The organism is Psychrobacter sp. Arc9, assembly GCF_041431295.1.
Classification (GTDB): Bacteria; Pseudomonadota; Gammaproteobacteria; order Pseudomonadales; family Moraxellaceae; genus Psychrobacter.
Genome location: NZ_JASMRK010000003.1, coordinates 172154 through 198562 on the forward strand (window position 1 = coordinate 172154; position 26409 = coordinate 198562).

Genomic DNA, 26409 nt, shown 5'->3' on the forward strand with positions numbered 1-26409 from the left:
AATTGGGGTATGATTCAAGTTAGTCGAGTCCTGATTGCTCTCGTAAGCTGTCCATTAGGTTTATTTAATCAAGCGTGTATTGAGTTACTTTTATGAAATTTAGATAAATCTATTATAGCGCCAATTTCTTTAAATTCTTGATGCTTAGATAGCCGACGTACTCTTTGTCTTCTTTAGCATTCAGCTCATCTGTATCACTAATAGGCTCAATCGAAAGCTGAACATTGGAGATAAGATCATTTACGTTATATATGTCATCTATATCTACTGCAAACTTATCATCAATATGAGAAGCTGCATTGAAAGGTGACGTTTTATCTTTAAAAGTAGATTGCTTATAAAAATCACTTTTTTTTGCTTGTTTGATCGCGTCAGCTTGGTTAGGTGCAACGATGAGTAGCTTATAATGGAATTCTTCAAAACTGTCCTGCTGATAGCCACCTAGATTGATAAAGAATAACTTTAAGTCAGCAGCAGCCTTTAATTGCTGACTTGGTTCAATTAACTTAATGGCATAACTACCCACTTTGGCAATCGCTCGATACGAATCAATATGCCATTTATTTTTTACCTCAGGCCAATGTTCATTGATATCTCCTATCAAGTCACTCACTTGACTGGCTGCACCAAAGAAAATATCGTGTTGCTCAATCAGACGGCCTTTAGGACGGCCGCCCAATTGAACCATATATAGTGTTAGCATTTTACGTAATCTCTATTAAATAAAAACCCATAGTTAATCTAAAGGTAATGCTGTCATTGCTAGGATAGAACGTTTTTAAGTACTGTCATACTGGAAACACTCTACCCGTCTTCAATGCAAATGCCCAATCTTCACGTCCGTTTCTTAGAGCCATATTTGCTGCTGCTTCATGGTCATAAGCGACCCTGACATGCTCAGTTTGCCAATGTTTACCTTGTTGAGTCTCAATACATTTGATAAGAGCATAATTAGCATGAGGCGAATAAGTTTGCATCTTATGAATAATAGGCAAATCGTCTTCGTAAGCTGGATAGCCAACGCTACCACTATTCACAATAGTTTGTCCTGACGACAGTACTACTGTACGCGGGATGTGTGTATGACCACATAAGATAACATCATTATCAATACCATCAAGTAACGCCAATATAGTCGCATCATTACGCACTATTGGTTGACCCGTTTCGATATCCTCTAGTAAATATATCATGTCATCGGTCGGCGAACCATGGCAGAGGTATACATCCTCACTGACATGAAAATAAAATGGCAAAGACCGCATCCATTCAATCGCTTTTTTAGAGAGATCTTTGATAATAAAACCCATGGTTGGATTATTAGCAATTTCTGCCGTAGTGGCTTCATAAATCTGCCTATCCTGATTGCCTCTAATGGTAATAATATCATCTCGATTTGCCATTAATAGCTCATAGGTAGCATGAGGTGCTATTGGCCCGTATAAAATATCACCAAGATTGACAATCTGATCAACATCTCGATATCTTATATCGGCAAGCACAGCTTCAAGAGCGTAGATATTACTATGAATATCTGAAATCGCAGCGATGGTTGTTATCTGTTTCTTTTCTAAGTTATCCATTTCCTGACTCACTAATTAAAAACTGCTTTACAACGTCAACGGTTGCTAACGGATCTTCTTCGTGCGGTACATGACCTAAGTTATCAAATATTTTAAGCTGACTATTACGTATATCTCTATGAAATAACGCGGCATTTCCTACAGGAATAAGATCATCTTTTGCACCCCATAAGATCAAAGTCGGCATGTCTAGCTGCTTTATTTGAGCTTGATCGCTCTCATCATCAGTTTCATTTAGGCGACGACTCAAAGCCTGCCGATTACCTTTACGTAGGGTCAATTCATAGTATCTATTAACTAAGGCATCGTTTACTTTGCTATTGTCTGCATACACACTTAAAACGCTTTTCTCAACAACACTTCTGGGTAGGATACGATTTAAAATTGGTGACATCATTGGATATTTAGCAAGTTTAAAACCAATAGGAACATGTTTTGGGGTTGCTGGATAACCAACTGAGTCTACCAATATCAATCGGTTGACACGCTCAGGATACAAAGCGGCGGTGCGCCACGCTACCTTACCTCCTAATGAATTACCAGCTAGCGTGACACGGTCCAGCTTCAAATGATTAAGTACTTCAATGACAAACGCCGCATAATTTTCGCTACTATATTGCGTGCTCTCGTCCACATAAGGACCTGTCAAACCAAACCCTGGCAAATCCATGCTCACGACACAGTATTGATCAGACAGCGCCTTAGTCCAACCTTCCCATGTATGCAAACTTGCCGATGTACCATGCAATAAAACGATTGTTTCGGGTCGGTTTTTTTCGGCTGCATCGCCACGGTGTGTATGACAATTAGCTGACTGCACTACATGCACCTGCATACCTTGTATGTCTATAAATTCGCTGTTGGGTAGTTGCCATTGTGTTAACTCAGCGACGGTACGATCAGGTGCCCAATATTTTGCTATAAATACTATTACCACAGCAATTGCGCCTAGTAATATCAGAACAGTCGCTTTTAATAAGTACTGTGTCATGTGATCAAATCCATTTAATAAGATGACGTTAATAATAAACATTCTATACCGCTAGCTCGTATGATAAGCGATAAAAAACCCCAACGTTCAATTTGTCTTGAACATTGGGGTTTCATTTATACTAAGCAGATATGACTAGGATTTTAATGACTACTTGATTATATCAAGAAAAAGTACGCCCATAGCCCGATAACGATAGTAGCAATGATGTTTAATATGATACCTGTACGAATCATTTCTGTTTGCTTGATCAAACCTGTACCAAACACAATAGCATTTGGCGGTGTGGCAACTGGCAACATAAACGCACACGATGCACCAATACCGATGACCAATACGAGCACCTCATGTGGCAAACCCATCTGTTCTGCAATAGCGGCAAATACAGGTACTAACAATGCTGCCGAGGCAGTATTGGAAGCAAATTCTGTCAAGAAAATAATAAATGCTGAGACTGCCATCATAACGATAATAAGTGGTGCAGAAGACAGCGCAGTTGCTACGGTTTCCCCTAGTACCAAAGACGCCCCAGATACTTTCAAAATTGTCGATAGCGCAATACCACCACCAAACAACATGAGCACACCCCAATCCGTATTGTCTGATACTTGCTTCCAAGATACCAATCCTAAGCTCACTACCGCAGCTGCTGCTGATAGTGCAACGATAGCATCAGTGTCCGTGATATCTAAAGCTGCTCCGATCTTTTTGGAAAATATCCAGCTCAATGCCGTAACGATAAAGACGATGATAGTGACGATGCGTGGCTTGTTCCAAGCAATCGGCGCATCGTCAACAAGGACAATGGTACGATTTAGGTTCGGCTTTAGGAACACATACATCGCACCCAACAATAATGGTAACAGTACCAGCATCATTGGAATACCAAACTTCATCCAGTCTACAAAGGCAATATCGAGCGCCTTTGCTGCAATAGCGTTTGGCGGCGAACCAACAATCGTACCCAAACCACCCAGACTTGCTGAATAAGCAATACCTAATAGTACAAAGACAAACGTACCGCGGTCTTTTTCACGATCGACTTGCGTCAAGATACCGAGTGCCAATGGGAGCATCATCGCAGCCGTAGCGGTATTCGATATCCACATCGATAAAAATGCCGTCACACCAAATATCAAAAATACTGCTGTACTCAGTTTGCCACCAGACATCGATAGAATCTTTAGTGCGATTTTTTTGTCTAGCTGCTGCACATGCAATGCTGCTGCCAAGGCAAAACCACCAAAGAATAGATAAATAGTAGGATTGGCAAAGCTTTGCAGACCGATTTCAGCATCGAAGTCTGGTATGCCAACCAAGGCACCGATTACTACGACAAGTAGCGCTGTTATGGTGACGTGCACAGCTTCTGTAAGCCAAAGCACCCCAATGAAAAACATGACTGCGAGACCTTTATTAGCATTGATATCGAACGGCAACACATTATAAATAATCAACGCAATAATCGCGGCAATAGCGACCACAATTAACCCTTTTCCTGTACCTTTTGGGAAGGTATCAGTAAATAAATATTCATTACCATCATTAGGAAGATGGCTATCTAGCTTTTGCTCTGACATAGAATGTCCTTATTGAATCAAAGACGGTGTAAGAAACCTAAAAATAAAAAATAAATTGTCGGTTAGTGTATTTTGATAATACACATGACCACTGAGGTAAATCTAATTATCTACAAATATCACTTAAAATATATAATTCGAAACTCGTCTTTTTACAACTTATGCTAGTAATTCGTAAACTTCGTCATTAGCCATGTAACTGGCTTCATTATTAGTTGCATCGTTAAGTGCAGCATCAGTTACACATAGTCACTAAACAAGTGTACTCTGTATATGTACAAGACTATGGTCACACTGCATACTAGGTAAGTTAAATAAAAGACAAGCGCTACTAAATACGAGCGTCAACAAATAAAGATTTAATTAAAACATCTCTATTAAGAGGTAAATAAAAATACTGGAGTACTTTATGACAGACTCAAATAAAACAGACTCAACGACCAAAATGGCACCAAAAGACATCAATCAAGATGGCCTAGCCAAAGAAGATCAACAACGTACTGACGACTCTATGCTCGATATGATGCAAGGGATGCATGAGCACGAAGATCATAAAGAATAAGACCAAAGCATGTTTTGATAGCTCGCTATTCTACACCTAAATAAACATGCAAAAACCAATACAGTTAATAATAGGCACGATAGGCGTTTATCACTATGATAAGCGCCTATCTTGTTTTGGTTCTCTCACCTCTGGCAGATGATCTGAGACATAGTTGTATACAAATGCTGCTGTCGATACAATGGCGATGGGAACAAACAAAGCATCATAGCTGACTTTTGCAAACAAGAAAGCGCCTACTGCGCTACCACCGCAGAAACAATACCAGATAATGGCTTGAAACCCTAAGGTTGGCTTACTAATAGAACGACCAGCAAGCCAATTACCAATTGCCGCCCCCATGTCTGAGGTCAGCCCTGTCAAGTGGGTGGTACGAATGACCGCCCCACTATAAGTTGCGACCATCGCATTTTGCAGTCCACATGCCATTGCTGCTGCTAATTGCCCTAAGTAATCATGCTGCTGATACAACCAATAGCTAACCAACAGTAGTGCTGCTTCTAGATATAGCGCTCGTCCATAACGACGACCGAGTTTCAATGATGTCTGTCCAATGACAAAGCCGCTTAGTATAGCCCCTGCCAAAAAGGACAGCAACAAGGTACCAATATATAAAATACTACGCGCGTCTGAATGAGCGATTGCCGCTGCAAACAAACTCACATTGCCCGTGACGTGCGACACTGATAAATTGGCAAACCCCATTAACGCCGTCGTATTCACGCAACCAGCACTAAATGCCAATACTGCCCCGCCCCATAGTATCCACTTTGGTAACTTGGTTATCATATCCCTCGTCCAAAGGCACGCAGCCAAAAAGCACGTAGCCAAAAAGACTCATAGTATAACTAGAAAAGACAGCCATTTGGCTGTCTTTTCTATTATCAAACGAATCATCTATAACAATTACTGTGCTGGTTCATCAAGCATCATCAACTGCTCGCTGATAGCAACTGTATTGAAACCCGCATCAACGAACATAATCTCACCTGTGATACCAGATGCCCACGGCGACAATAAGAATAACGCAGCGTTACCTACTTCTGTCTGTGTGATATTGCGTTGTAATGGCGCAATTTTTTCGCTGATATCGAGCATTTTACGGAAAGATTTGATACCACTAGCCGCTAGCGTGCGGATAGGACCTGCAGATATCGCATTAACACGGATACCTTCACCGCCCATAGACGTTGCTAAATAACGAACACTGGCTTCTAAACTGGCTTTTGCCATACCCATGACATTATAGTTTGGCAATACTGAAATGCTGCCTTCATAGGTCAATGTCAACATAGAACCATGGCGCATCGCTAGTAATTCACGAGCCGCTTTTGCCAATGCAACAAAGCTATAGCTAGAGATATCATGCGCAATGTGACTGCCTTCACGTGTGGTGGCATTCACAAAGTCACCATCTAGTTGATCCATCGGTGCAAAACCAATGGCATGTACCACACCATCAATACCGTCGCCCCAGTGAGCAGTCACTTGCTCAAAGCACGCAGCAATTGACTCATCAGATGCTACGTCACATTCTAGAACCAAATCTGCTTCAAACTTTTCAGCGGCCATATCGACGCGTTTTTTGATTTTGTCATTCGGGTAAGTCAGAATTAGTGAAGCCCCTTCGCGGTGCAGCGCTTCTGCGATAGCCCAAGCGATAGAGAGTTTACTTGCGATGCCAGTTACGACAAATCGTTGTCCTTGCAGTAGCATAAGATTTCCTTTTGAATCAATCGAGATGATTTAGAATAAGAATTTGTTTAGAGTAATTAGAAGATTGAGACTACTAAATAGTACAAATGAAAAGATGAGTTATTATACACGAATTAATTTAAGTAAACAGTCGTAAACTGTATTTGGTTCTTGTTATCGGATTGACTAATACAAACAACCGATAATGTCAAAATGACCAATAGCAGTTTATCACTTGAAGTAGTATCGACAGTGAGAGTTTTTCGCGAATTACTAGAATACATTTTAGCATCAACGCTTCACGATAAAATACTCAGACTATAGTAATTTGCTTATTTCATGAAAAAATCGTACTTTGAATATTAACACTACAACCGTTTACATTAAGTACTAAGCACCCCTTTATTGATTAAAGATTCAACTGCTAGCCACAGCAGTATGAAGTTCAGCAGATTTCGAGTATAATCACAGCCCTTCCCAGCTTGCACAATTTTTATAAGAATCCTCACATGATAGGATTCAACGTTAAGCTACACCCACATTTTGGATGGCTGCCAAACTTATGAGTAACACCCCAATAATAACCCCAGATTATAAAGAAAGTACCGAATCTTATCGCCAACTGATTGCTTCAACTGGCGAAGACTTAGATCGTCCGGGTTTGCTAGATACGCCTGTGCGTGCTGCAAAGGCCTTTGCCCATTTGACCCAAGGCTATCATCAAAGCATAGAAGAAGTGGTCAATGATGCTGTGTTTCCATCAGCCAATCGCGAGCTGGTACTGGTGCAGAACATTGAGTTTTATTCACTGTGTGAGCATCATATGCTACCGTTCCATGGTGTCGCTCATATCGGCTACTTACCTGACGGCCAAGTCTTGGGACTGTCAAAATTTGCCCGTATCGTCGATATGTTTGCCCGTCGTTTGCAAATACAAGAAAACCTGAGTGAACAGATTGCGCAGACCATTATGAATGTTACTGGCTGCCGCGGTGTAGCAGTCGTCATGGATGCATCGCATATGTGTATGATGATGCGCGGTGTTAGCAAACAACATTCAACCACGCGTAGTACCGCGATGCTTGGTGAATATCAACACAACAATCAAGCCCGTAATGAATTTTTGGGTGCGGTACCTAAACGTCAACCAGCGTTTTAAGTCGCTGTTAATTGATTAGGCTGTTGTGAATAACAACCAAATAAAAAGGACGCATATGATGCGTCCTTTTTATTTGACTGAGTGATGGAAAAATAGTACTAACCAATTGGTTTTACATCATCTATCCAATCGCCATAACCAGCAGCTTCCATATCTGCAAGCGGAATAAAGCGGAGCGCTGCTGAGTTCATGCAATAGCGCTTACCTGTCGGTGCTGGACCGTCATCAAATACATGGCCCACGTGTGAGTCCGCGTAACGGCTACGAATTTCAGTACGGGTTCCAAATATTCCTCGATCTGGCTTTTCAACCACTAAGCTCGTATCCAATGGGCGAGTAAAGCTCGGCCAACCTGTACCAGACTTATATTTATCACGCGAAGAATACAGTGGCTCACCAGATACGACGTCCACGTACAATCCAGGCTCTTTATTATCCCAGTACTCATTATCAAAGGCGCGCTCGGTACCTTCTTTTTGAGTGACTTTGTACTGAATATCACTAAGGGACTTCTTTAGCGCATCTTGTGAAGGTTTTACAAATGTATCTGGGTTAAAACCTTTGCTTACTTTGCTATCTGATGTGTTATTTGGCGTCACTTGCTGTGTGCTATCTGCTTCGGGCGTAAACTTACTAAAATCAAGCTCATAGTTTTTACCATAGACACTCTCGATAAATTGATAGCGACCAGAATTGAAGGTATAGGCTTTATAGCGTATCGGGTTCTTTTTATAGTAATCTTGATGATACTCTTCAGCAGGATAAAAAGTGCTAGCAGGTACAATCTCAATCACTACTGGCTTGTCATATACACCAGAGGCTTGCAGTGACTGCTTGGCTGCTTCTGCGATTTGCTTTTCTTGCGCATTGTTATAAAAAATCGCTGGACGGTACTGTGTGCCGCGGTCAACATACTGCCCTTTATCATCAGTAGGATCAGCGATTCTCCATAGCGCCTGTACTATACCATTGTAAGTAATCTTCTTAGGATCATAATACACCTGCGCCGCCTCGGTATGCCCAGTACCACCTGCTGACACCTGCTTGTAGGTTGGGTTTTCAGCGGTGCCACCCGTATAGCCAGACACTACTTCTACCACGCCAGGGATTTTTTCATAACCTGCTTCAACACACCAAAAACACCCACCCGCTACTGTGGCTACTGCCAATCCTGGCGTAGTCGGTGCATATGGGTTAGCGGCAGTTGTGTTCTTTACAGTAGAGCTGTTCTCAGTGGATGCGCAGCCTGCGTAAATCGCACTACTCGCTATGATAACTAACCCTATAATTCTAGATGGTAATATGCGGTTCATGAAAATCTCCTAAGCGTAATATCCTTTAAATATCCTTTAAATATCCTAACGCTTTTGTATCACTGAAACATTCCTATACTGTTATATATTTACAGTTTATTAAGATATTTTTTAGCAACTGGGTGCAATCACAAGATAAATTAAACGATCATTTGATAACGATTATATACTTTAGTATGAGTTAACTATGGAAATAAGACGGAAACTTTATTAGCTCAATACATTAAAAAAGCCCATTCTCAAAAAAGTAATGGGCTTTTATTTATCGTAAGGTTATCAATGTAAACATAGAATTATGAAGATTTTTGGCTATCTTTATCAGCACGTTCGTCACTTGCCTGCTTAATCTTCATTAGAATTTCTTTCATTTCAGTTGCTGACAGATAGGTTGGCACGGCATAAGTATCACTGACTTCTTTTGCAGCTGCCTTTGCAATATCATTAAAGTCGCTGGTTTGCATACCATTGACAGTCGGATCAATATTTAGATCTGCAATCAAGTTTCTAACTTGCGTGATAAGGTGATCTGCTATCTCACTATCGCCATTGGCTGCTTGACCATCCTGTACCATACCGGTTCTTTTCGCCAATGCAGCCAGTCTTTTTTTGCTCGCTTTGCGATTGACGTCGAGCACATAAGGCAACACGATGGCATTAGCACGGCCATGCGGAATACTATAGTAAGCGCCTAACTGATGCGCGATAGCATGCACATAACCCAGACCTGCTTTATTAAAAGCAATCCCGCCATAATGAGCAGCGATACCCATCTCTTCTCTTGCTTTTAGATTGCCACCGTCTTTATAAGCTAGTGGTAGATAATGCATGACAGACTTTACGGCAGAGGCTGCATAGTAATCTGTCTCTACGCTGGCATTGGCACTCATCCATGCTTCTAGTGCATGGGTCAATACATCAATACCAGTATCTGCTGTAATATGGGCTGGCATGCCTTTCATGATAACTGGATCAATCGCTGCGGCTAGCGGTACCATTCTTGGGTCGATAGACAATGCTTTTTGATGCGTTTTGTCATCAGACACTACTGCACCAAGTGTCGCTTCTGAACCCGTGCCAGCTGTCGTTGGTACGCAGTATAGCGGCGTTGCAGGCTTTCTCGCTTTAAGAATACCGATTAGCTGCTTTGGCTTGCACTTATTGCCTTGAGACATTGCTATCATTTTGGCCGCATCGATCACTGAGCCGCCACCAATAGCTATGATAGAGTCACAATTGGCCTCTATAGACTGACGTAGTCCTTCTTCAACTACTTTAAAAGTAGGATCTGGCGTAACACCGTCATAGATGTGGTAACTGATATTTTTCGCATCTAGATAATCGGTAACTTTTGCAGGTATGCCCAGTTTGTTGAGCACTGTATCCGTGACAATAAACACATTGGTATTGCCTTCATTAATCAGCATATCGCACAGCTCATCACAGGCTGTCTCACCGACAAATAACATTGGTCTTCTAATAGGTATCACGTAAGAGACGGCTTTTAATACCTTTGCCCGAGTCTTAGCGACAGCCAAATAACCAGCATGCTGCAAGCTGTTGTTCTTTACCAATTTAGTAATACTGTTTTGTGTTTTCATGAGCACAAAAATCCTTTTTAATGATGGTTTTAACTGCAATAAAGACCGTTTTGGGCAGCCAGTTAAATATTACTAATTTACGAGCGCCAGAATGTATAAAGATACGTATCACAGCATTATAAAATGGGCAGCTCTCTAAAATTATTGTACCACTGCTTTTTTCAATATGTCGCTATTATTATGAACTGCGATGTGTCAATTTTATACCAAGCCGCTTATTTTAGTCGCTTAGTTTGATTGTTTAATCTGAGTGGCTACAGTAAGTCGATTAAACTAGTCAGTACTTGCCTTTAACAGTTGCTGAGTGTAAGTATGTTGTGGGTGATTAAAGAGATCTTCGGTACGTCCAGATTCCACACAGATTCCTTCTTTTAATACCATAATATGCTGACACAGTGCGCGTACTACTTTGAGATCATGACTGATAAAGACATAACTGATTTCTAGCCTTTCTTGTATTTCACGTAATAAACTAACTACTGTGACCTGTGTGGTACTGTCGAGCGCAGAGGTCGGTTCATCTAATATAAGTAAGCTTGGTTTCATAATGAGTGCACGCGCCAGTGCCACGCGTTGACGCTGACCACCTGAAAGCTCATGAGGATAACGCTGCGCAAATGCTAAAGGTAAATGTACCGTAGCAAGACTATCTAGCACCGCTTGCTGACGAGCGGCCTTATCCACGCCTTGTACTAACAATCCTTCTTCCACGATTTGCATGACCGTCATACGCGGATTAATACTGGCAAATGGATCTTGAAATACCATCTGTATCTGCGAGCGGAAGTTACGTAGCGCTTTTTTGGACAATGCTGAGATATCTTGGTCATTGACCACTATCTGCCCATTCACACGTGCTTGGTTGCTCAGTAGTTGGCTAAGCGCCAACGCAATGGTGGTTTTACCGGAGCCAGACTCACCGACGATACCCAATGCCTGACCTTTTTGTAGTGTCATATCGACATCTTTGACCGCATCGAACCAGCGCTTGGTACCACCAAACAGACCTTTTTCAATTGGGAACTGTACGTTAAGACGCTGCACTTCTAATAAGCTTGATTGTTTATCTGCGTTATCGTCTTCTATGGTTAATTCTTGCCCAAAGTTTTGCTTGATAAGTGTGCGAGTATAATCGGCCTTAGGCTGATCAAATACTGAAGATGTTTTACCCTGTTCAATCGTTTGACCTTGGCGCATAACGATGACCTCATCACTATAGCGCCTGACCAGATTGAGATCATGACTGATTAATATCATCGCCATATTATGCTGACGTTTGAGATCATCTAGTAGCGCCAAAATTTCATGCTGCAAGGTAACATCAAGCGCAGTCGTCGGTTCATCAGCAATTAGAATATCAGGCTGCTGAGCCAATGCCATCGCAATCATTACTCGCTGACGCTGACCACCTGATAACTCATGTGGGTAACGGTTCAATTTGTCAGCAGGATCTGCAATATTGACATCATTTAGCAAAGCGATACTGGTTTCTCGCCATTGTTTCTTAGGTACGCCGCTTAGACGCAACGATTCAACAATTTGTTTAGCAACCGTATGTAAAGGATTTAATGCGGTCATTGGTTCTTGAAATACCATACCGATACACTGTCCACGAATAGACCGCAGTGCAGCATTACGCGCCTTATCATTCGCTATAGGCAAAGTAGACATGCCTGTCGTACCAGCCAGCTGCACTGCACCCGTGATGGTCAAACTATCAGGTAAAAGCCCTAATAGCGCAAGACTAGCAATTGATTTACCAGACCCTGACTCACCAACGATAGCCAAAGTTTGCCCTTGTCTTAGCTCATAAAACAGCGCATCGACCAACTGGATACCTGTAGTCGTCGTGATAGTGAGCTTATCTACGGTTAGCATAAGCTTATCTTGTGCATGATTCAGACATTCATCTGGCGCGTTGTGTTGCTCGGTGGCGATAATATTTTCAGTCATATTAAGAGCGCCTCGGATCAAATGCATCACGCAGCGCTTCGCCGACGAAGATGAGCAATGACAAAATAAAGGTCAAACTAAAGAATCCTGACAAAGCAAGCCACGGTGCATCAAGGTTGTTTTTCCCTTGTACCATTAGCTCACCAAGAGACGGCGAGCCAGGCGGCAATCCATATCCCAAGAAATCCAGCGCGGTTAAGGCGATAATATTAGCCGTTAAAATAAATGGTAGTTGCGATAAGCTAGAAGCTAATGCATTGGGTAAGACATGTCTGAGCATGATTTGGCTGTCCGAAACGCCTAAATTGCGTGCAGCTCGCACATAGTCAAAGTTGCGGGCTCGCAAAAACTCTGCCCGTACCAAACCGACCAGTCCCATCCAGCCGAACAACAGCATCATGGCGAATAGCATAATAATACTGGGACTAAACATACTGACCAAAATAATGATCATAAACAGCTGAGGCATACCGCCCCATACTTCCATAAATCGCTGCCCTGCCAGATCTACCCAGCCGCCATAATAACCTTGTACCGCACCAACGATAATCCCAATCAGTGCGCCCGCAAGCGTCAAAGCCAAACCAAACAGTAACGACACTCGCATACCATAAAGTATCCGTGCCAGCACATCACGCCCCATATCATCAGTACCAAGCCAGTTTTGGGCATTGGGTGCTGCTGGATAAGGCAGACCAAGCTCGACATTCGGTGTCTGATCGGCAAACGGGATAGGCGGCATTATATAAAACCCTTGCTCATCAATCAGCGACTGCACTGCAGGGTCTTTATAATTGGTTTCGGTCTCAAATACACCGCCAAACGTCGTTTCAGGATAGGCCTTTAATACAGGAAAGTAATAATCGCCTTGATATTGCACTAATAAGGGTTTGTCATTGGCAATAACATTAGCCGCCATGCATATGATAAATATCACTGCGAAGACAAACAGTGATATCACCCCAAGTCGATTTTGACGAAAGCGATTGAGTCGTGCTTGCCATATAGGGTTCAAGCGTTGCTTTGTTGTGGTAGATAGCTGCTCAGGCATTGGCGCTTTATCTGGTTCGCTATTAATAGGACTGCTCTTTGATAAAGGTTGATTATTTGACATTAGCGCCCCTCAAAATCAATACGAGGATCAATTAAGTGATAACTTAAATCACTGATTAATTGCAGTAGCAGCCCCACTAACGTAAAGATAAATAGCGTGCCAAATATCACTGGATAATCACGTTGTTGAATGGCTTCAAAACCTAGCAAACCGAGGCCATCAAGTTTAAAGATAATCTCAATCAAAAAGTTACCCGCAAAGAAGATACCAACGATAGCGGCTGGGATACCTGCAATGATAATCAACATTGCATTGCGAAACACATGGCCATATAGCACCTGACGCTCACCTAAGCCTTTAGCGCGAGCGGTCAGTACATACTGCTTGCCCAATTCCTCTAAAAAGCTGAATTTGGTCAGATAGGTCAAACCTGCAAAACCGCCTACAGTACTTGCCAGCAGCGGTAACGCCAAATGCCAAAAATAATCTTTTACTTTACCAAGCGCGCTTAGCTGATCAAAATTTTCGGACGTCAGTCCCTGTAATGGAAAGATATTCCAATAGCTGCCACCTGCAAAGAAAACTAATAAAATCACAGCAAAGACAAACACCGGTATCGCATGTCCGATCGCCAGCAGCATAGCCGTGGCTTTATCAATACCTGAGCCGTGATGCATCGCTTTATACACCCCCAATGGAATAGCTATCATATAGATGAGCAGCGTACTCCATAGACCAAGCGATATTGAGACTGGTAACTTCTCTACGATAAGATCGGTCACCGACTGCCCTTTAAAAAAAGACTCACCAAAATCTAGCTGAGCGTAGTTCTTTAGCATGAGCCAAAATCGCTCTGGAGCAGATTTATCAAAGCCATATTGGGCATTGATTGCGGCGACCATCTCCTCAGAGAGACCACGCGTGCCTTGATAAGTACTGTCATTACCACCTGCACTGCCCGCACCAATATTACCACCAAGCGCATTTTCTTTTGCACCCTGTTCGATAAGTGCCAGCTGCTGCTCAACAGGCCCGCCAGGTGCTGCTTGCACGATTACAAAGTTGGCAAGCAATATCAAAAATAGCGTCGGTAATATCAGTAGTAGTCTTTTTAAGATATAACGACCCATAATGGCGACTTCCTAAATAAAGAGAGAGGACAATGACGTTCAGCAGCGAATTGCGGTGTGTTAAAGAAGTGCTGGAAAGCAAAATATTTGTTAAAAACTTGCTTTAAAAGTTATTCTTTAGCTCACGTAACGCTGCAAATACCGTCAATGACTTCTCATCATCGATAGGCATTTTGGATTTAACTCCTGCGATTACACTCGGCTCTTGTGTACGTAAAAACACATTTACCGCGCGTTCATGTTCTAATGTCACTGGTAGCGTTGCCATGCCTTGCTCAGTTTGCACCTCTGCTCGTGCTAATGCTTGCTGCATCGCCTCATTGTCAGGTTCAATAGACAAGCCAAAACGCAAGTTACTGGCTGTATATTCATGCGCCGGATACAGTAGCGCCTCATGAGGCAAGCTGTTCAAACGCTTAAAGCTCTCATGCAGTTGCTCAATCGTACCAGTAAAGACACGTCCGCAACCTGCACTAAACAACGTATCACCGCAGAAGCAGTGCTTTTGCCCATCGATATCTAAGATATAGGCCATGTGGCTAGCGGTATGCCCTGACACATCCCAGACTTGCGCAGAGCAGCCCCATGCGCTTACCGTGCTACCGTCTTTGATAGTTTGATCTTCATCAACGCCATGCTCACTATGCGCAACCAGATGAGTCATCGGATACGACTCCTGTAACTCTGCGACGCCGCCGATATGATCATGATGATGGTGAGTCGTCCAAATCGATGTTAGTTCGAGCTCATGCGTCTCTAGATAATCAATGACCGGCTGGGCTTGACCTGGATCAATGACAATCGCCTGCTTATTATTTTCATTAATCAATGTCCAGATATAGTTATCGCTAAATGCTTTGATTGGGTGAATACGAATACTCATATTAAATCCTTACCGGTAGTTATTTTTGTTACGTGTTATTTTAAATTATTTAATTTAACTGTTATTTGATAGCAATAACATATATTTAATAAAACAACATATAGGCTCAGCTGTCCGTTGTTATCGGGTCAAGCTTTATAGTAAATACTGTTTATTGTTTTAAATATTTATTGATACGCCCTTCTGCCTCTTTATCCACCCACCAGTAATCGATACCAACAGCATTGGTCGGTAGTTTTTCAGTATGGCGATACTGATCCCAATAGGCGACATTGGTGCCAGATTTGCCGTATAGCGGTACGACATAATGACCTGCGCGCAACAACCGATCTAACACCTGTGTATACAGTACAATCTCGTCACGATTTTTGGCATTACCAAGGGCAGCAACGACCTTATCGACGGCAGCATTTTTGATACCAGCACTATTATGATTGCCAGGCTCGTCAGCAGCAGCGCTACCCCAAAATGCCGCTTGCTCAGCACCAGGAGATAGGCTTTGAGCAAATACGTCCACGACCATGTCATAGTCAAAACGGCGCATACGCTCATAATATTGCGGCCCATCGACTTGACGCAAGGTTGCATCAAATCCCAAGCGTTTTAGATTGCGAATATAAGGCAACAATACACGGCCCATGGTCTCGCCTGTCATCAAAATCTCAATCTGAGCAAGCGACCCATCAGGTTGATATAGTTTCATATCCTCATAATAAAACCCAGCCTCTAATAGAAGCTGGCGCGCCTCTAATAATCCTTGACGATTAAAGCCATTACCATCGCTGGTGGGTAGCTGCCATTCTGCTAATGTTGCTTGGTGCTGTTTCGGTTCGAGCTCAGACAATAACGGTGTCAATACCTGCATCTCTGCATCAGATGGCGTACCCGTTGCGGCAAGTTCTGAGCCATGAAAAAAGCTTTGCAAACGCTCATATTGCCCATGAAATAGGGTTTTATTCATCCATTCAAAATCATAAGCAGCTGTCAGTGCTTGGCGAACTTTGATATCTTGAAAGATTGGGCGACGCATATTCATCACCAATGCCTGCATCGGTACTGGATTTTGGCTGGTTATCGTCTCTTTTTGGATAAGCCCTGCTTTGACTGCAGGGAAATTATACCCAGTTACCCAGTTAGATGCTTTATTTTCGGGACGAAAACGGTATTGACCGGATTTAAAACCTTCAAAGGCAATCTCATCACTTTGATAATAAACAAACTTGATCATATCAAAATTGTAGCGGCCACGATTGACCATCAAATCACGCCCCCAATAATTGGGATCACGTATATAACTTACCGAACGCCCTGCATCAACTCGCCCCAATTTATAAGGACCACTACCCATCAATGGTGACAGACTGATTTTCTCAAAATCGGCATCAATGGAAGACTTGGCAAATATAGGGAACTGGCCAACAGTCAGTAAAATCTCTTTGTTTTCAGCAGAGGCAAAGACAAACTTTACTTGTTGATCATTAATGATTTGAATGTCTTTGATATCGCTAAGATAACTGCGAATATACATGGGGCCTTTGTTCAATATCGCCTCAAAAGTCGCTTTTACATCACGACTGGTCACACCAGACCCATCCCAAAAACGAGCATTAGGGTTGAGGTGATATATAATCCAGCTTGTATCATCTGGGTCATATGTCACTTTACTTGCCAGCTGTGGATACATGGTAAATGCTTCATTTAATGAGCCAGTCATCAAAGTATCATACAGATAGTCTGTGCCAATCATCGCGACGCCTGTGGTCATCCATTTATTGGCGCTATTAAACGTACCGCGAGCATCTAGAGACAGCATACCTCCTGATGGCGCTTTTGGATTGGCATAAGGTAAGTAAGGTGCATCGATGTACTTAGTAGGACTATTGTGACCAAGCGCGGTCGTCGTGATAGGTGCAGCGATACTGCTCGGTATCAAACTGACGGTGATGGTTAGCAATACAGCTTTTAACAGGGCGTTTTTTATTATCATGACGTTATAATAAACCTCTATGCTAACCAATATAAATATCAAAACGTAAAGCCTGACAGCAAAACAGCGTTATAGCAAAATTTTATCATAACAAACTTAGGTTTTTTAACACTTCAGCGCAGAATTTCCCTACTTCTAAAGTAGTGGGATGAATGCATTGTTGGTAGTAACTATTTCTACATGTGGTATTATTAATAATAAATATAGCACGAAATATAAGCACCGTCTGTATGCCCACTCAAATTCTAAACGCCCATAAAGTTAGGATATATCCTAATGCCGATCAGCAAGTATTCTTTGCTAAATCATTCGGTTGTACGCGCTTTATTTGGAATAAAATGCTTGGTGATAAGATTGATCATTACAAAGCTACTAAAACCACCCTAAACAACACCCCAGCTCAGTACAAAAAAGAGTTTGAATGGCTCAAAGAAGTGGATAGCCTGGCATTGGCTAACGTACAGCAACAGCTAAGAGCTGCCTATAGCAAGTTTTTCAAACAAGGCTCAGGTTTTCCTAAATTCAAGAAAAAAGGCATTAAAGACAGCTACACCACCAACAATCAAAAGGGAACGGTAGCCGTCACAAAAAACACCGTTAAACTGCCTAAAATAGGCCACATCAACGCCAAATTCCCCAGTAAAATAAACGGCTTAATAAAAAGTGCCACCATAAGCAAAACCCCATCAGACAAGTATTACGTCAGCCTATTGGTTGAAACGGTCGTTGAGCCACTACCAAAGACTCACTCTAATATCGGCATTGATTTAGGACTGACCCACTTCATCGTCTTATCAAATGGATGCAGAGTTGCCAATCCTAAGTTTCTGGCAAAGTTGCAAGATAAACTGGCGCGAGAACAAAAGATTTTAGCCAAACGTAGAGCTGTGGCCAAAGCGGATCAACGTAAACTATCAGAAAGCGGTAACTACCAAAAGCAAAAACTTAAAGTTGCTAAAGTCTACGAGAAAATAACCAATAGCCGCAAAGACTTTCTACATAAGCTCTCATTCAATATCATCAAAAACCACGATGTTATTGCTATTGAGGATTTGAATGTAAAGGGTATGGTTAAGAACAGGAAACTTGCCAAAGCCATATCGGACAGCGCTTGGTCGGTCTTTACCACCATGCTGGCATATAAAGCGGAATGGTACGGTAAAACGCTTGTTAAAATAGACCGGTGGTATCCATCCTCTAAAACGTGCTCAGGATGCAGTCACTTGCTAACGAAAGCTGAATTACCGCTGTCGTTAAGATCTTGGAATTGTCCAAGTTGCCTGCAAGAAAATGACCGAGACCTCAACGCCAGTATTAACATCTTAAATCAAGGATTGCTACTGGCTAAACACTCAAAAACTGTCGGTGCGACAGGGTTAGCTTAGTCAATTCGCTTAACCGCTGATACAGAATATCGTGTCAAGTATGAGCGTTACCTAAGAAACCCCTACCTCTAAGGTAGTGGGTAGTTCATCCTAATGGTTTGCCGTGTTACGCGGCATCAGTGCGACATCTATCAGTACGACATCATTGATATTAGATATAATGGCGGCAGATATTAAACGCTTCTTCCTAAAACTGCGCATCGACAAATATACTCATAAAAAAAGACGCAACTTGTAAAAGCAGCGTCTTTTATTTTAAAGGCTATTATGACTTATGCATACTTTTTTTCAAAAGCAATCATAAAGTCAACCAGCTGCTGTACCCACTCAATTGGTACGGCATTGTAGATGCTGGCTCGCATACCGCCTACGTCACGATGACCTTTTAGATTTAACAAGCCAGCTTTTTCTGACTCTTCTAAGAATACTTTATCAAGGCTGCTGTCTGCTAAAGTAAATGGCACGTTCATGATAGAACGATACTTAGAATCTACTGGATTATTATAAAAACTGCTGTCATCGATTGTCTTATAAAGTAAGTCAGCTTTTTGCTGATTGATTTTACCGATAGCAGCTACACCTCCCTGCTCTTCCAACCAATCAAACACCAGCCCTGCTAAGTACCAAGAATACGTCGCTGGCGTGTTAGACATAGACTCTTTGTCAGCTTGATGCTCATAGTTCAACAGCATAGGACACCATTCACTTGCTTGCCCCATCAAATCGTCACGGATAATGACAATGACTAGACCTGCAGGACCGATGTTTTTCTGGGCGCCCGCGTAGATCATGCCAAATTTAGACACATCTATCGGCTGCGACAAGATACAAGATGACATATCAGCAATGATTGGCGCATCTACTTGTGGCGGCTCAAATATCTGTAGGCCATGAATTGTTTCATTAGCACAGTAATGAAAATAAACGGCGTCTTTACTGATATTCCAATCGCTTTGCGCTGGTACGTCAGTAAAGTTATTCTCTTTGCCAGTCGCAACTAAATTAATCTCGCCCAAACCCAATGCTTCATAGCGCTTAGCTTCTTTGATTGCTTTACCTGACCACGCTCCTGTCGTCAAATAGTCACCGCGTCCGCCATTTAACAGATTCAATGGAATCGCAGAAAACTGCAAACTTGCGCCACCTTGCAAAAACAGCACTTTATAGTTATCTGGTATTTCCATAAGCGTGCGTAGCTTAGCTTCCGCCTTGTCAGTAATGGCCATATACTCTTTACTACGATGGCTGACTTCCATGACCGACAGGCCGCGACCTTGCCAATCAAGCAGTTCGCTCTGCGCGCGCTCTAATACGGCTGTTGGCATAGTAGCAGGACCAGCACAAAAATTTGGCAGGCGACGCGGTGTGGCAGTTGCTGTAGACGTTGGGGTTGTAGGCATAATCACAGTCCTAGGTATGATGAAATAAAAGGATGTTTTTTATTTCAGTTTGTTGATAAAGGCAATGGTATCGATGTTAGTTTTTATACAACTCAATGAGATATCTGCTCCCACAACTGACGTTTAGCATCACTGTCTGCGAGCATTGCTTCTAATGTCGGCACAGTGGTCAGATTGGGATGTTGGAGGCCGTTAGGCAGCGCTGTCAGTGCAGCAACTTGTATCTCTTCACTCCGGCCAATTCGAAAGATATATCCTGCAAGACTGGCATTGGCAAGCTCAGCAGTATCCATACCGTCGCAAATCGGGAATGATGTTGTCTCGCAAGTGATTGATAGCGCTTGAATGATGTTTTGCCATAGTTTCTGACTGTCACTATTTAGCGCTTTGATATCAACCACTATTACCCAGTCACCATAGCGGCCACCTTGCAAGTCAAATGGTGCTACTTTTTTTAAGCTATCATCATTTATGCTGTCATCACTAGCACTCTGTGGAAAACTACTTTGCGGAAAACTACTTTGCGGAAAATTATTCTGCGCAAATTGAGGTTGCTCAATAGGTGCATTCGTAGAGGTTACAGCAGTTTGGTTCGATGTAGTACTTGGGATGTCATGATAGATAGACCCAGTACTTGAACTAACAGTAGTTGAATCAACGGAATCAAAACTATAAATAACAGGGCTTTGCTCGCTAGCCGTCTGCTCAGCGGTAGCTTGCAAATCAGGATCATACTCATCGGCAACATAGCCCTTAGCATTGTAATCATTGATATCATAACCATCAGTCGATCGATCAACTGTGCCTAAAATTCCAACGCTCACTACTTCATTGTTACTAGACTCAATATCAGTGGAAACAATATTTGACTGCTCAACCGAAGCTGTCGTAATGTCAGCCATATTGATGGTTTCTGACTCAGGCTGCACCCACTGATTGATACCCATCATCGCTAGAATTTGGCGTTGCTGCACACGGCGCTGTAATACAGTTAGCGGGTCTTGGGTATCACTCATTCGACTCTACTATCCTACTCATTTTGTTTATATCATTTATAGATGTTTTTATGGTTTTGGCAGCTCTCATTAAGCATGCGCTATACTATCAATTAAGTAATAAATACATGCCCATCAAAACAGCTGTCGAATACCGAGCCAACGCTCTGATATTGCCAACAAACAATCGTATTCATCTTGGCTGATTATCGTATCGTGTAACATCACCGTATGCAACGTACTTAGCCATTGGCGATACTCATTATGAGTAGGCTGGCTCATTTCACTTTCATTATAATCTATTTGACTACCATCCTGTTGCTTCTCTCGATAATTATCAGCATTCGGATCACCTACCAAGCGCTTGATAAAGTGATTGGCAGAGACAGGAACCGCAGAAATAATCGCCAATAACTGAATGCTATTCAAGTGCTGTGCGGTCAATAATAGCCACTGTAAATTAACATCGCTTACTGTCATAAGATCAATATCAATCAAGCGCGCATGCCGTCTCAAATCTATAATATAATGCGCCACACTGTCAGTACCCTCACTCAATAACGATCGGTCATGCAGTGAGATCATCTGGCCTTTGGCATCTTTTGATAGTCGATAAGCCAATAAGACAACAACTGATACTTCTGATTTATTAAGTCCTGTAAACACCTGACCTGAAGGGTCCAATTGCGCCCTTACGTCTTCCATACCAGTCTTCAGTATTTGCGGCCATAGAATCTGCGAGTCCGTATCTTGTAAAACTTCAGACAATATCGGTAGCAACTGCTGCAAATGCAACGCTTGCCATAATGATGATATTGGCGATTTTTGATGTGCTAAAGCTAACGAATTATTCAGAGTAATCGCAACCGCATGAGCGTTATCACTAGCTATATTTTTATCTGACGAATCATAATCTAAGCTTTTGGTTAAGTCAGATGTCAGCTGTTGGTTAAACAGCTCAAATATGCCCTGCTGATAACGCAACAACATCGTACGGCATTTCTCTTGTTTTTTATAGTACTGATGACTGTCGTGACTATGATCGTTTTTACTTTTGAGCTTTAGATCTTCAATACATAGTTCAGATAAATCCTGTTGACGCAATTGGGTTAAGGCGAGCTCAATCAAAGCGCTGTCTAAACGCCTGTCCAAACTGGCTACTACTGTCATCAGCTTACCATCTACCGTATGTGACAATATTTGCTCATGGGAAGTCGAGTCAGTCGCAACAGAGAAGCCATCATTCCAAATATCATTCAAACTATAAGTGGCAGTCGTTGATAATGATTGATGCTGATGACAAAGCAAGACAGCTTCGATTAATGCTAGCGCACCTAGAGGATGATGACTATGGTTGAGTATATACTGAGGTAGCGATACCTTTTGAATATCATTAAATCCAATTAGTGTGTTTTCTGGTAGGTCAGCATCAGGTTTGGACTGCCACGGTTTTAACAGCTGATGAGTACCAACGTCTTCGGCCTGTACTTGAAGCCGCCCATCAATTACCACATCAGCTTCTACGGCAAACTCTAAACCGTCATCAATCCCTGATTCGCTACTATCCGTATTACGACCGTCGCTTATAGACTCAGCAAGGACTTTTGTGTCACTTGTCTGTTTAGTGTCACCTATATTAATCGTTGCGGCTGTTTGAGATCCAAGTACTGACGAATGCTGCAAGTTTTTGTCTGGCAAATATTCGCTTAGGCTATTTTCTTTTGTTGCCCCCCAATCACCTAAGCGTCGTTGCCTATATATTTCTTTAACCTTTTGCTGATTTATTCGCTTTTCTTTGGCGACTTGTACCGCGAACTGATGATAAGCATCCGCATTAATAGCGCTCATACGCTCAGTTAAGCTTGGATGGGTGGCAAACCATGACACATCCCCTAAGTCTGCCCCACTACTAGCAAAGAAAAAATGGCTGAGTCCATTGATATCGGCGATGCCAGACAAACGCGAGCCGAGCGAGTCTTGATGAATGGCTTTTAAGGTTTCTATAATCGCAGGCGTACGTGTCAATTGAACACTAGTGGCATCAGCAAGTAGCTCACGCTCACGATTAAAACTGTGCTTAATCAACTGCGCGCTTGCCATACTAGAGAAGCTTAAACCATGCAGTAGCAATGTCCAGACGCTACGTGGGGCTTGACGATCTATTATAGGTGGTGTTTGCACCCATTTAGACTGGCGCTTGGCTGAGGACTGCTGTTGTTGTGATTGCTGCTGCCAGTAGGCAACCCATTCACTATGCGTGGTGAAATTGGCCGTTTGCGCTTCTGTATTGCGTGCTAGCATATCAACCTGTCTCTGTGATAGAGACTTTTGGGAAATACTATCGCTATCAAAGTGACTATAATTAAAGAGGCGATTAGAGATATGATTGGATATTGGGTCACTCCAGTCATACAGTATCTGCAAGCCTGCCAATACGACCATCAGCTGTAGATTGAACGTAGCATCACCGTGCAATATATGACCATATTCATGACCGATGAGTCCGTATAGCGCCTCGTCAGACAGTTTATCTAGCGCACCTTGGGTAACGACGAGTACCATATCTTGGCTATGGCGACCAGCGACGAAACCATTGATACCCTGCTCGTCAGGTAGCACGTACAAAATGGGGGTTTGCAAACCTGCCGCAATGGCCAGTTGTTGAGCAATTTCATAGTAGCGACGATAGACGGGCGGAAAATCGCGCTCATCACGTACTGCTATATGACACGAACTATAGCGAACCTTTTCTTCGGCTTCGTGTTGATGAGCAACTCCTTGACTGTGCTCCCATGCTTCTTGACTGTTATCAATGAATAGCCTAACTGCTCCTACTCGCTGAGCAATAGCGCGGCCACCTGCTCGCAGGCGTCGATACTCTAAAAAACTACCACCAACGAAACTGCCTAACGTCAAGACAATGACCAGAACCAATACCCAATGATATATACCGCCTGTAAATACAGTCAGCAGTATAGACATGACAGCTAGTCCTACAGCCATATGAGCAAGTACAATCAAGAAAAACAGTCCATAAAATAATAGACTGCGACGTGTACGTATCCGCTGTTCACCAAAAAAATCCATCAGATTAGGCTGCCTAGAGTTCGCCAAAATTATCTAAACCTTAGCCCATGTTGACAATCGGTGCCTGAGCAATCGCTTCTCTATCTTCAAATACCAACTGACTGAGTGGACGAAAGCCAAAAGTCGTACTAACGAGGTTATTGGGGAATACTTCGCGATCATTATTATAAAACATCACGCTATCATTATAATGCTGACGCGCAAATCCGATGCGATTTTCCGTATTGGTTAGTTCGTCCATGAGCTCCTTAATCATACTATCGGCTTTGAGCTCTGGGTAGGCTTCGACGACAGCAGAGAACTGACTCAATGCTTTGGACAACATACCTTCTGCTTTTGCAAACAGTGCCATATGCTCTAGCGAGTCTGGCTGATGCTTATTAGAGTCTTGTAGATCTTGAGCATGATTACGCGCGCTAATGACGCGAGTGAGTGTTTCTTCTTCATGACTCAAATAACGCTTGGCAGTTTCGACCAAGTTTGGAATCAGATCATGACGACGCTTTAGTTGCACATCTATTTGAGCAAAGCCGTTCTTTGCTTGGTTACGTGCGCGTACCAATCTATTAAAAATAGATACCCCAAACACAACTACCAACACCAAAAATGCAATGAATAGCCAAACAAACATCTTCATAATCAAACTCCAAGGTGTCTAGAATGTTAATAAAAAGTTAATACATTGTATTTTAACTCATATTAATCAATAAAACCTTAGAACTAGATCGGAACTATAAAGGAAATCGAACAGGAAATTAAATTGAAAACTACATAAGCAATTAGCTAACCATCAGACAAAAATTTGACCCAAAAAAAGCCCTTTACAATGAAGGGCTTAATACATTACAAATATGTCTTTGATACTTTATAAATATAATTATCAAATTTTAGGCAAAAAAAAAGCGACTCCATCAGCACATCCTCGGCACACACTATAACTATTACCGTTGCTACCTTCCGGTCCTGGCGGGATTCATAGAACAATGTTGCGAGGCTACCAATGGAGCCACCAGTCGCAAATTATACAAGAAATTTTTAATTTTACAACCCCTATCTTAAAACTGTTTGCTTTAGGCCCTAAATAGCACTGTCATTTAGTTCATTAGCTCAGGTCCGCAATGTATGAGCACAAATTATATCAGTAACTTAGGTCACAAAATTCTCACAGCAACTTATATGAATTTTGCTATTTTAGTGAATGAAGTTGCACCCATGTCGATTTCTAGAGAACAATAGGGACAACTTTTCATGTATGAATGAGCGTTGATAATTGTCATTTATATATTATTAGAATCAACTTAGGAGATAATAATGAAAAATACTTTATTGAATAAAGCAGCACTAGCTTCTGGTACGGTTTGTCTCATGACAGCGATGATGGGTAGCGCCCATGCAGAGCCAACAGGCTATGATCAACTGACATTTCAGACAGAAATAAAAGAAGAGATTCAGAACGATGAAGTACGAGCCAGCTTGTACAAGAAAGCACAAGCAACTGACTCTAAGACTTTAGCCACAATGCTTAACACCTCAATCAACAATGCCATGAAAATTGCCAAGCGCTACCCTAGCGTGACCGTGAGCACAGGGCAACAGCGCACCTATCCACGCTATGACAAAAACGATAAAATCATCGGCTGGACAGGTCAAGCAAACATAGATTTAAAAAGTACAGACTTTTCAGCGACTAGCCAGCTTATTGCTGATTTGCAAGAAACCTTGGTGATGGACAATCTTAACTTTGGTGTATCAGATACCAAAAAGGATGCTCTAGAGCAAAAGCTAATGACCGAAGCTTCTCGCGCTTTTCAACAGCAAGCTAAGAGCCTTACCCGCGCTTGGGATGCTCGTGGCTACCGCGTCGTCAATGTTAACCTGAACACGGGTAGCAACTATCCACGTCCAATGTATAGCGCTATGAGCATGAAAGCAGATTCGCTTGAATCCTCTGTACCAAGCCAAAGCTTTGAGTCTGGTAATAGCACTATTTCGGTGACTGCTAACGGTACCATCGAGTTAACTAAATAAGATAGCTTATAGTTAAAATAAATGAT

General features: G+C 42.3%; 21 protein-coding genes and 1 other RNA gene. 4 read left to right on the top strand and 18 right to left on the bottom strand.

Annotated features, from left to right (window positions below):
* Positions 1-112: 112 nt before the first annotated feature.
* The 4 genes from QO187_RS02975 to QO187_RS02990 all read right to left on the bottom strand — a co-directional run bounded on the left by QO187_RS02975 (position 113) and on the right by QO187_RS02990 (position 4154).
* Positions 113-703: a DUF1543 domain-containing protein gene (locus QO187_RS02975; protein WP_102091714.1), complete on the bottom strand. Its 591-nt coding sequence runs from the start codon at positions 701-703 to the stop codon at positions 113-115.
* 85 nt (positions 704-788) lie between these two features.
* Positions 789-1583: a metallophosphoesterase gene (locus QO187_RS02980; protein ID WP_371547120.1), complete on the bottom strand. Its 795-nt coding sequence runs from the start codon at positions 1581-1583 to the stop codon at positions 789-791.
* Entirely contained in the window at positions 1576-2574 is a 999-nt protein-coding gene (locus QO187_RS02985) for an alpha/beta fold hydrolase (protein ID WP_371547123.1), read from the bottom strand. The genes QO187_RS02980 and QO187_RS02985 overlap by 8 nt, the downstream gene beginning before the upstream one ends.
* Positions 2575-2732: 158 nt before the next feature.
* The gene (locus tag QO187_RS02990) at positions 2733-4154 is read right to left on the bottom strand and encodes a DASS family sodium-coupled anion symporter (RefSeq protein WP_371547125.1); all 1422 of its coding nucleotides are present in this window, start codon (positions 4152-4154) and stop codon (positions 2733-2735) included.
* Between the two features lie 409 nt (positions 4155-4563).
* Between QO187_RS02990 and QO187_RS02995 the strand changes: the two genes are divergently transcribed.
* On the top strand, positions 4564-4716 hold the full coding sequence (locus QO187_RS02995) for a hypothetical protein (protein ID WP_166739249.1): 153 nt from the start codon (positions 4564-4566) through the stop codon (positions 4714-4716).
* A 93-nt stretch (positions 4717-4809) separates the two neighbouring features.
* On the opposite strand, the gene QO187_RS03000 is transcribed toward QO187_RS02995, so the two are convergent.
* Positions 4810-5505: a YoaK family protein gene (locus tag QO187_RS03000; RefSeq protein WP_371547130.1), complete on the bottom strand. Its 696-nt coding sequence runs from the start codon at positions 5503-5505 to the stop codon at positions 4810-4812.
* A gap of 117 nt (positions 5506-5622) precedes the next feature.
* Entirely contained in the window at positions 5623-6432 is an 810-nt protein-coding gene (locus QO187_RS03005; protein WP_101205004.1) for an enoyl-ACP reductase, read from the bottom strand.
* A 541-nt stretch (positions 6433-6973) separates the two neighbouring features.
* Between QO187_RS03005 and folE the strand changes: the two genes are divergently transcribed.
* Complete coding sequence (folE, locus tag QO187_RS03010) at positions 6974-7570, top strand: GTP cyclohydrolase I FolE (protein WP_371547132.1); 597 nt, start codon at positions 6974-6976, stop codon at positions 7568-7570.
* A gap of 98 nt (positions 7571-7668) precedes the next feature.
* Here folE and msrB read toward each other — a convergent pair whose 3' ends face one another.
* The 7 genes from msrB to QO187_RS03045 form a co-directional block, all read right to left on the bottom strand.
* Positions 7669-8883, bottom strand: a complete 1215-nt coding sequence (gene msrB / locus QO187_RS03015; protein ID WP_371547135.1) for a peptide-methionine (R)-S-oxide reductase MsrB — start codon at positions 8881-8883, stop codon at positions 7669-7671.
* A 293-nt stretch (positions 8884-9176) separates the two neighbouring features.
* Positions 9177-10481, bottom strand: a complete 1305-nt coding sequence (locus QO187_RS03020) for an iron-containing alcohol dehydrogenase (protein WP_371547137.1) — start codon at positions 10479-10481, stop codon at positions 9177-9179.
* Positions 10482-10754: 273 nt separating this feature from the next.
* A complete protein-coding gene (locus QO187_RS03025) occupies positions 10755-12434 on the bottom strand; it encodes an ABC transporter ATP-binding protein (RefSeq protein ID WP_371547140.1) in 1680 nt (559 codons plus the stop codon).
* A 1-nt stretch (position 12435) separates the two neighbouring features.
* Complete coding sequence (locus tag QO187_RS03030; protein ID WP_371547188.1) at positions 12436-13485, bottom strand: ABC transporter permease; 1050 nt, start codon at positions 13483-13485, stop codon at positions 12436-12438.
* A gap of 62 nt (positions 13486-13547) precedes the next feature.
* Positions 13548-14618, bottom strand: a complete 1071-nt coding sequence (locus QO187_RS03035) for a microcin C ABC transporter permease YejB (RefSeq protein ID WP_371547143.1) — start codon at positions 14616-14618, stop codon at positions 13548-13550.
* A gap of 103 nt (positions 14619-14721) precedes the next feature.
* A complete protein-coding gene (gene gloB, locus QO187_RS03040) occupies positions 14722-15501 on the bottom strand; it encodes a hydroxyacylglutathione hydrolase (RefSeq protein WP_371547145.1) in 780 nt (259 codons plus the stop codon).
* Positions 15502-15652: 151 nt separating this feature from the next.
* On the bottom strand, positions 15653-17485 hold the full coding sequence (locus QO187_RS03045) for an extracellular solute-binding protein (protein ID WP_371547190.1): 1833 nt from the start codon (positions 17483-17485) through the stop codon (positions 15653-15655).
* A 233-nt stretch (positions 17486-17718) separates the two neighbouring features.
* Here QO187_RS03045 and tnpB point away from each other — a divergent pair, with 233 nt between their 5' ends.
* Entirely contained in the window at positions 17719-18873 is a 1155-nt protein-coding gene (gene tnpB / locus QO187_RS03050; RefSeq protein ID WP_371547147.1) for an IS200/IS605 family element RNA-guided endonuclease TnpB, read from the top strand.
* Positions 18874-19145: 272 nt separating this feature from the next.
* On the opposite strand, the gene serC is transcribed toward tnpB, so the two are convergent.
* The 5 genes from serC to ffs form a co-directional block, all read right to left on the bottom strand.
* The gene (gene serC, locus QO187_RS03055) at positions 19146-20273 is read right to left on the bottom strand and encodes a 3-phosphoserine/phosphohydroxythreonine transaminase (protein ID WP_371547149.1); all 1128 of its coding nucleotides are present in this window, start codon (positions 20271-20273) and stop codon (positions 19146-19148) included.
* Positions 20274-20365: 92 nt separating this feature from the next.
* Entirely contained in the window at positions 20366-21289 is a 924-nt protein-coding gene (locus QO187_RS03060; protein WP_371547152.1) for a DNA polymerase III subunit psi, read from the bottom strand.
* Positions 21290-21403: 114 nt separating this feature from the next.
* A complete protein-coding gene (locus QO187_RS03065; protein WP_371547155.1) occupies positions 21404-24382 on the bottom strand; it encodes a M48 family metalloprotease in 2979 nt (992 codons plus the stop codon).
* Between the two features lie 13 nt (positions 24383-24395).
* Positions 24396-24992, bottom strand: a complete 597-nt coding sequence (locus QO187_RS03070; protein ID WP_371547158.1) for a LemA family protein — start codon at positions 24990-24992, stop codon at positions 24396-24398.
* A gap of 269 nt (positions 24993-25261) precedes the next feature.
* Positions 25262-25358: signal recognition particle sRNA small type (gene ffs / locus QO187_RS03075), an RNA gene on the bottom strand.
* Positions 25359-25666: 308 nt separating this feature from the next.
* Here ffs and QO187_RS03080 point away from each other — a divergent pair.
* The gene (locus QO187_RS03080) at positions 25667-26383 is read left to right on the top strand and encodes an SIMPL domain-containing protein (RefSeq protein WP_371547160.1); all 717 of its coding nucleotides are present in this window, start codon (positions 25667-25669) and stop codon (positions 26381-26383) included.
* The last annotated feature ends 26 nt before the right edge of the window (positions 26384-26409 follow it).

Bases quoted from the DNA above. Each gene is read 5' to 3' on its own strand.
- QO187_RS03000 (WP_371547130.1), bottom strand. From the start codon at position 5,505: ATGATAACCAAGTTACCAAAGTGGATACTATGGGGCGGGGCAGTATTG.
- serC (WP_371547149.1), bottom strand. From the start codon at position 20,273: ATGCCTACAACCCCAACGTCTACAGCAACTGCCACACCGCGTCGCCTG.
- QO187_RS03025 (WP_371547140.1), bottom strand. From the start codon at position 12,434: ATGACTGAAAATATTATCGCCACCGAGCAACACAACGCGCCAGATGAA.
- QO187_RS02985 (WP_371547123.1), bottom strand. From the start codon at position 2,574: ATGACACAGTACTTATTAAAAGCGACTGTTCTGATATTACTAGGCGCA.
- QO187_RS02995 (WP_166739249.1), top strand. From the start codon at position 4,564: ATGACAGACTCAAATAAAACAGACTCAACGACCAAAATGGCACCAAAA.
- QO187_RS03035 (WP_371547143.1), bottom strand. From the start codon at position 14,618: ATGGGTCGTTATATCTTAAAAAGACTACTACTGATATTACCGACGCTA.
- QO187_RS02975 (WP_102091714.1), bottom strand. From the start codon at position 703: ATGCTAACACTATATATGGTTCAATTGGGCGGCCGTCCTAAAGGCCGT.
- QO187_RS03080 (WP_371547160.1), top strand. From the start codon at position 25,667: ATGAAAAATACTTTATTGAATAAAGCAGCACTAGCTTCTGGTACGGTT.
- gloB (WP_371547145.1), bottom strand. From the start codon at position 15,501: ATGAGTATTCGTATTCACCCAATCAAAGCATTTAGCGATAACTATATC.
- folE (WP_371547132.1), top strand. From the start codon at position 6,974: ATGAGTAACACCCCAATAATAACCCCAGATTATAAAGAAAGTACCGAA.
- QO187_RS03030 (WP_371547188.1), bottom strand. From the start codon at position 13,485: ATGCCTGAGCAGCTATCTACCACAACAAAGCAACGCTTGAACCCTATA.
- msrB (WP_371547135.1), bottom strand. From the start codon at position 8,883: ATGAACCGCATATTACCATCTAGAATTATAGGGTTAGTTATCATAGCG.
- QO187_RS03060 (WP_371547152.1), bottom strand. From the start codon at position 21,289: ATGAGTGATACCCAAGACCCGCTAACTGTATTACAGCGCCGTGTGCAG.
- QO187_RS02990 (WP_371547125.1), bottom strand. From the start codon at position 4,154: ATGTCAGAGCAAAAGCTAGATAGCCATCTTCCTAATGATGGTAATGAA.
- QO187_RS03070 (WP_371547158.1), bottom strand. From the start codon at position 24,992: ATGAAGATGTTTGTTTGGCTATTCATTGCATTTTTGGTGTTGGTAGTT.
- QO187_RS02980 (WP_371547120.1), bottom strand. From the start codon at position 1,583: ATGGATAACTTAGAAAAGAAACAGATAACAACCATCGCTGCGATTTCA.
- tnpB (WP_371547147.1), top strand. From the start codon at position 17,719: ATGCCCACTCAAATTCTAAACGCCCATAAAGTTAGGATATATCCTAAT.
- QO187_RS03005 (WP_101205004.1), bottom strand. From the start codon at position 6,432: ATGCTACTGCAAGGACAACGATTTGTCGTAACTGGCATCGCAAGTAAA.
- QO187_RS03020 (WP_371547137.1), bottom strand. From the start codon at position 10,481: ATGAAAACACAAAACAGTATTACTAAATTGGTAAAGAACAACAGCTTG.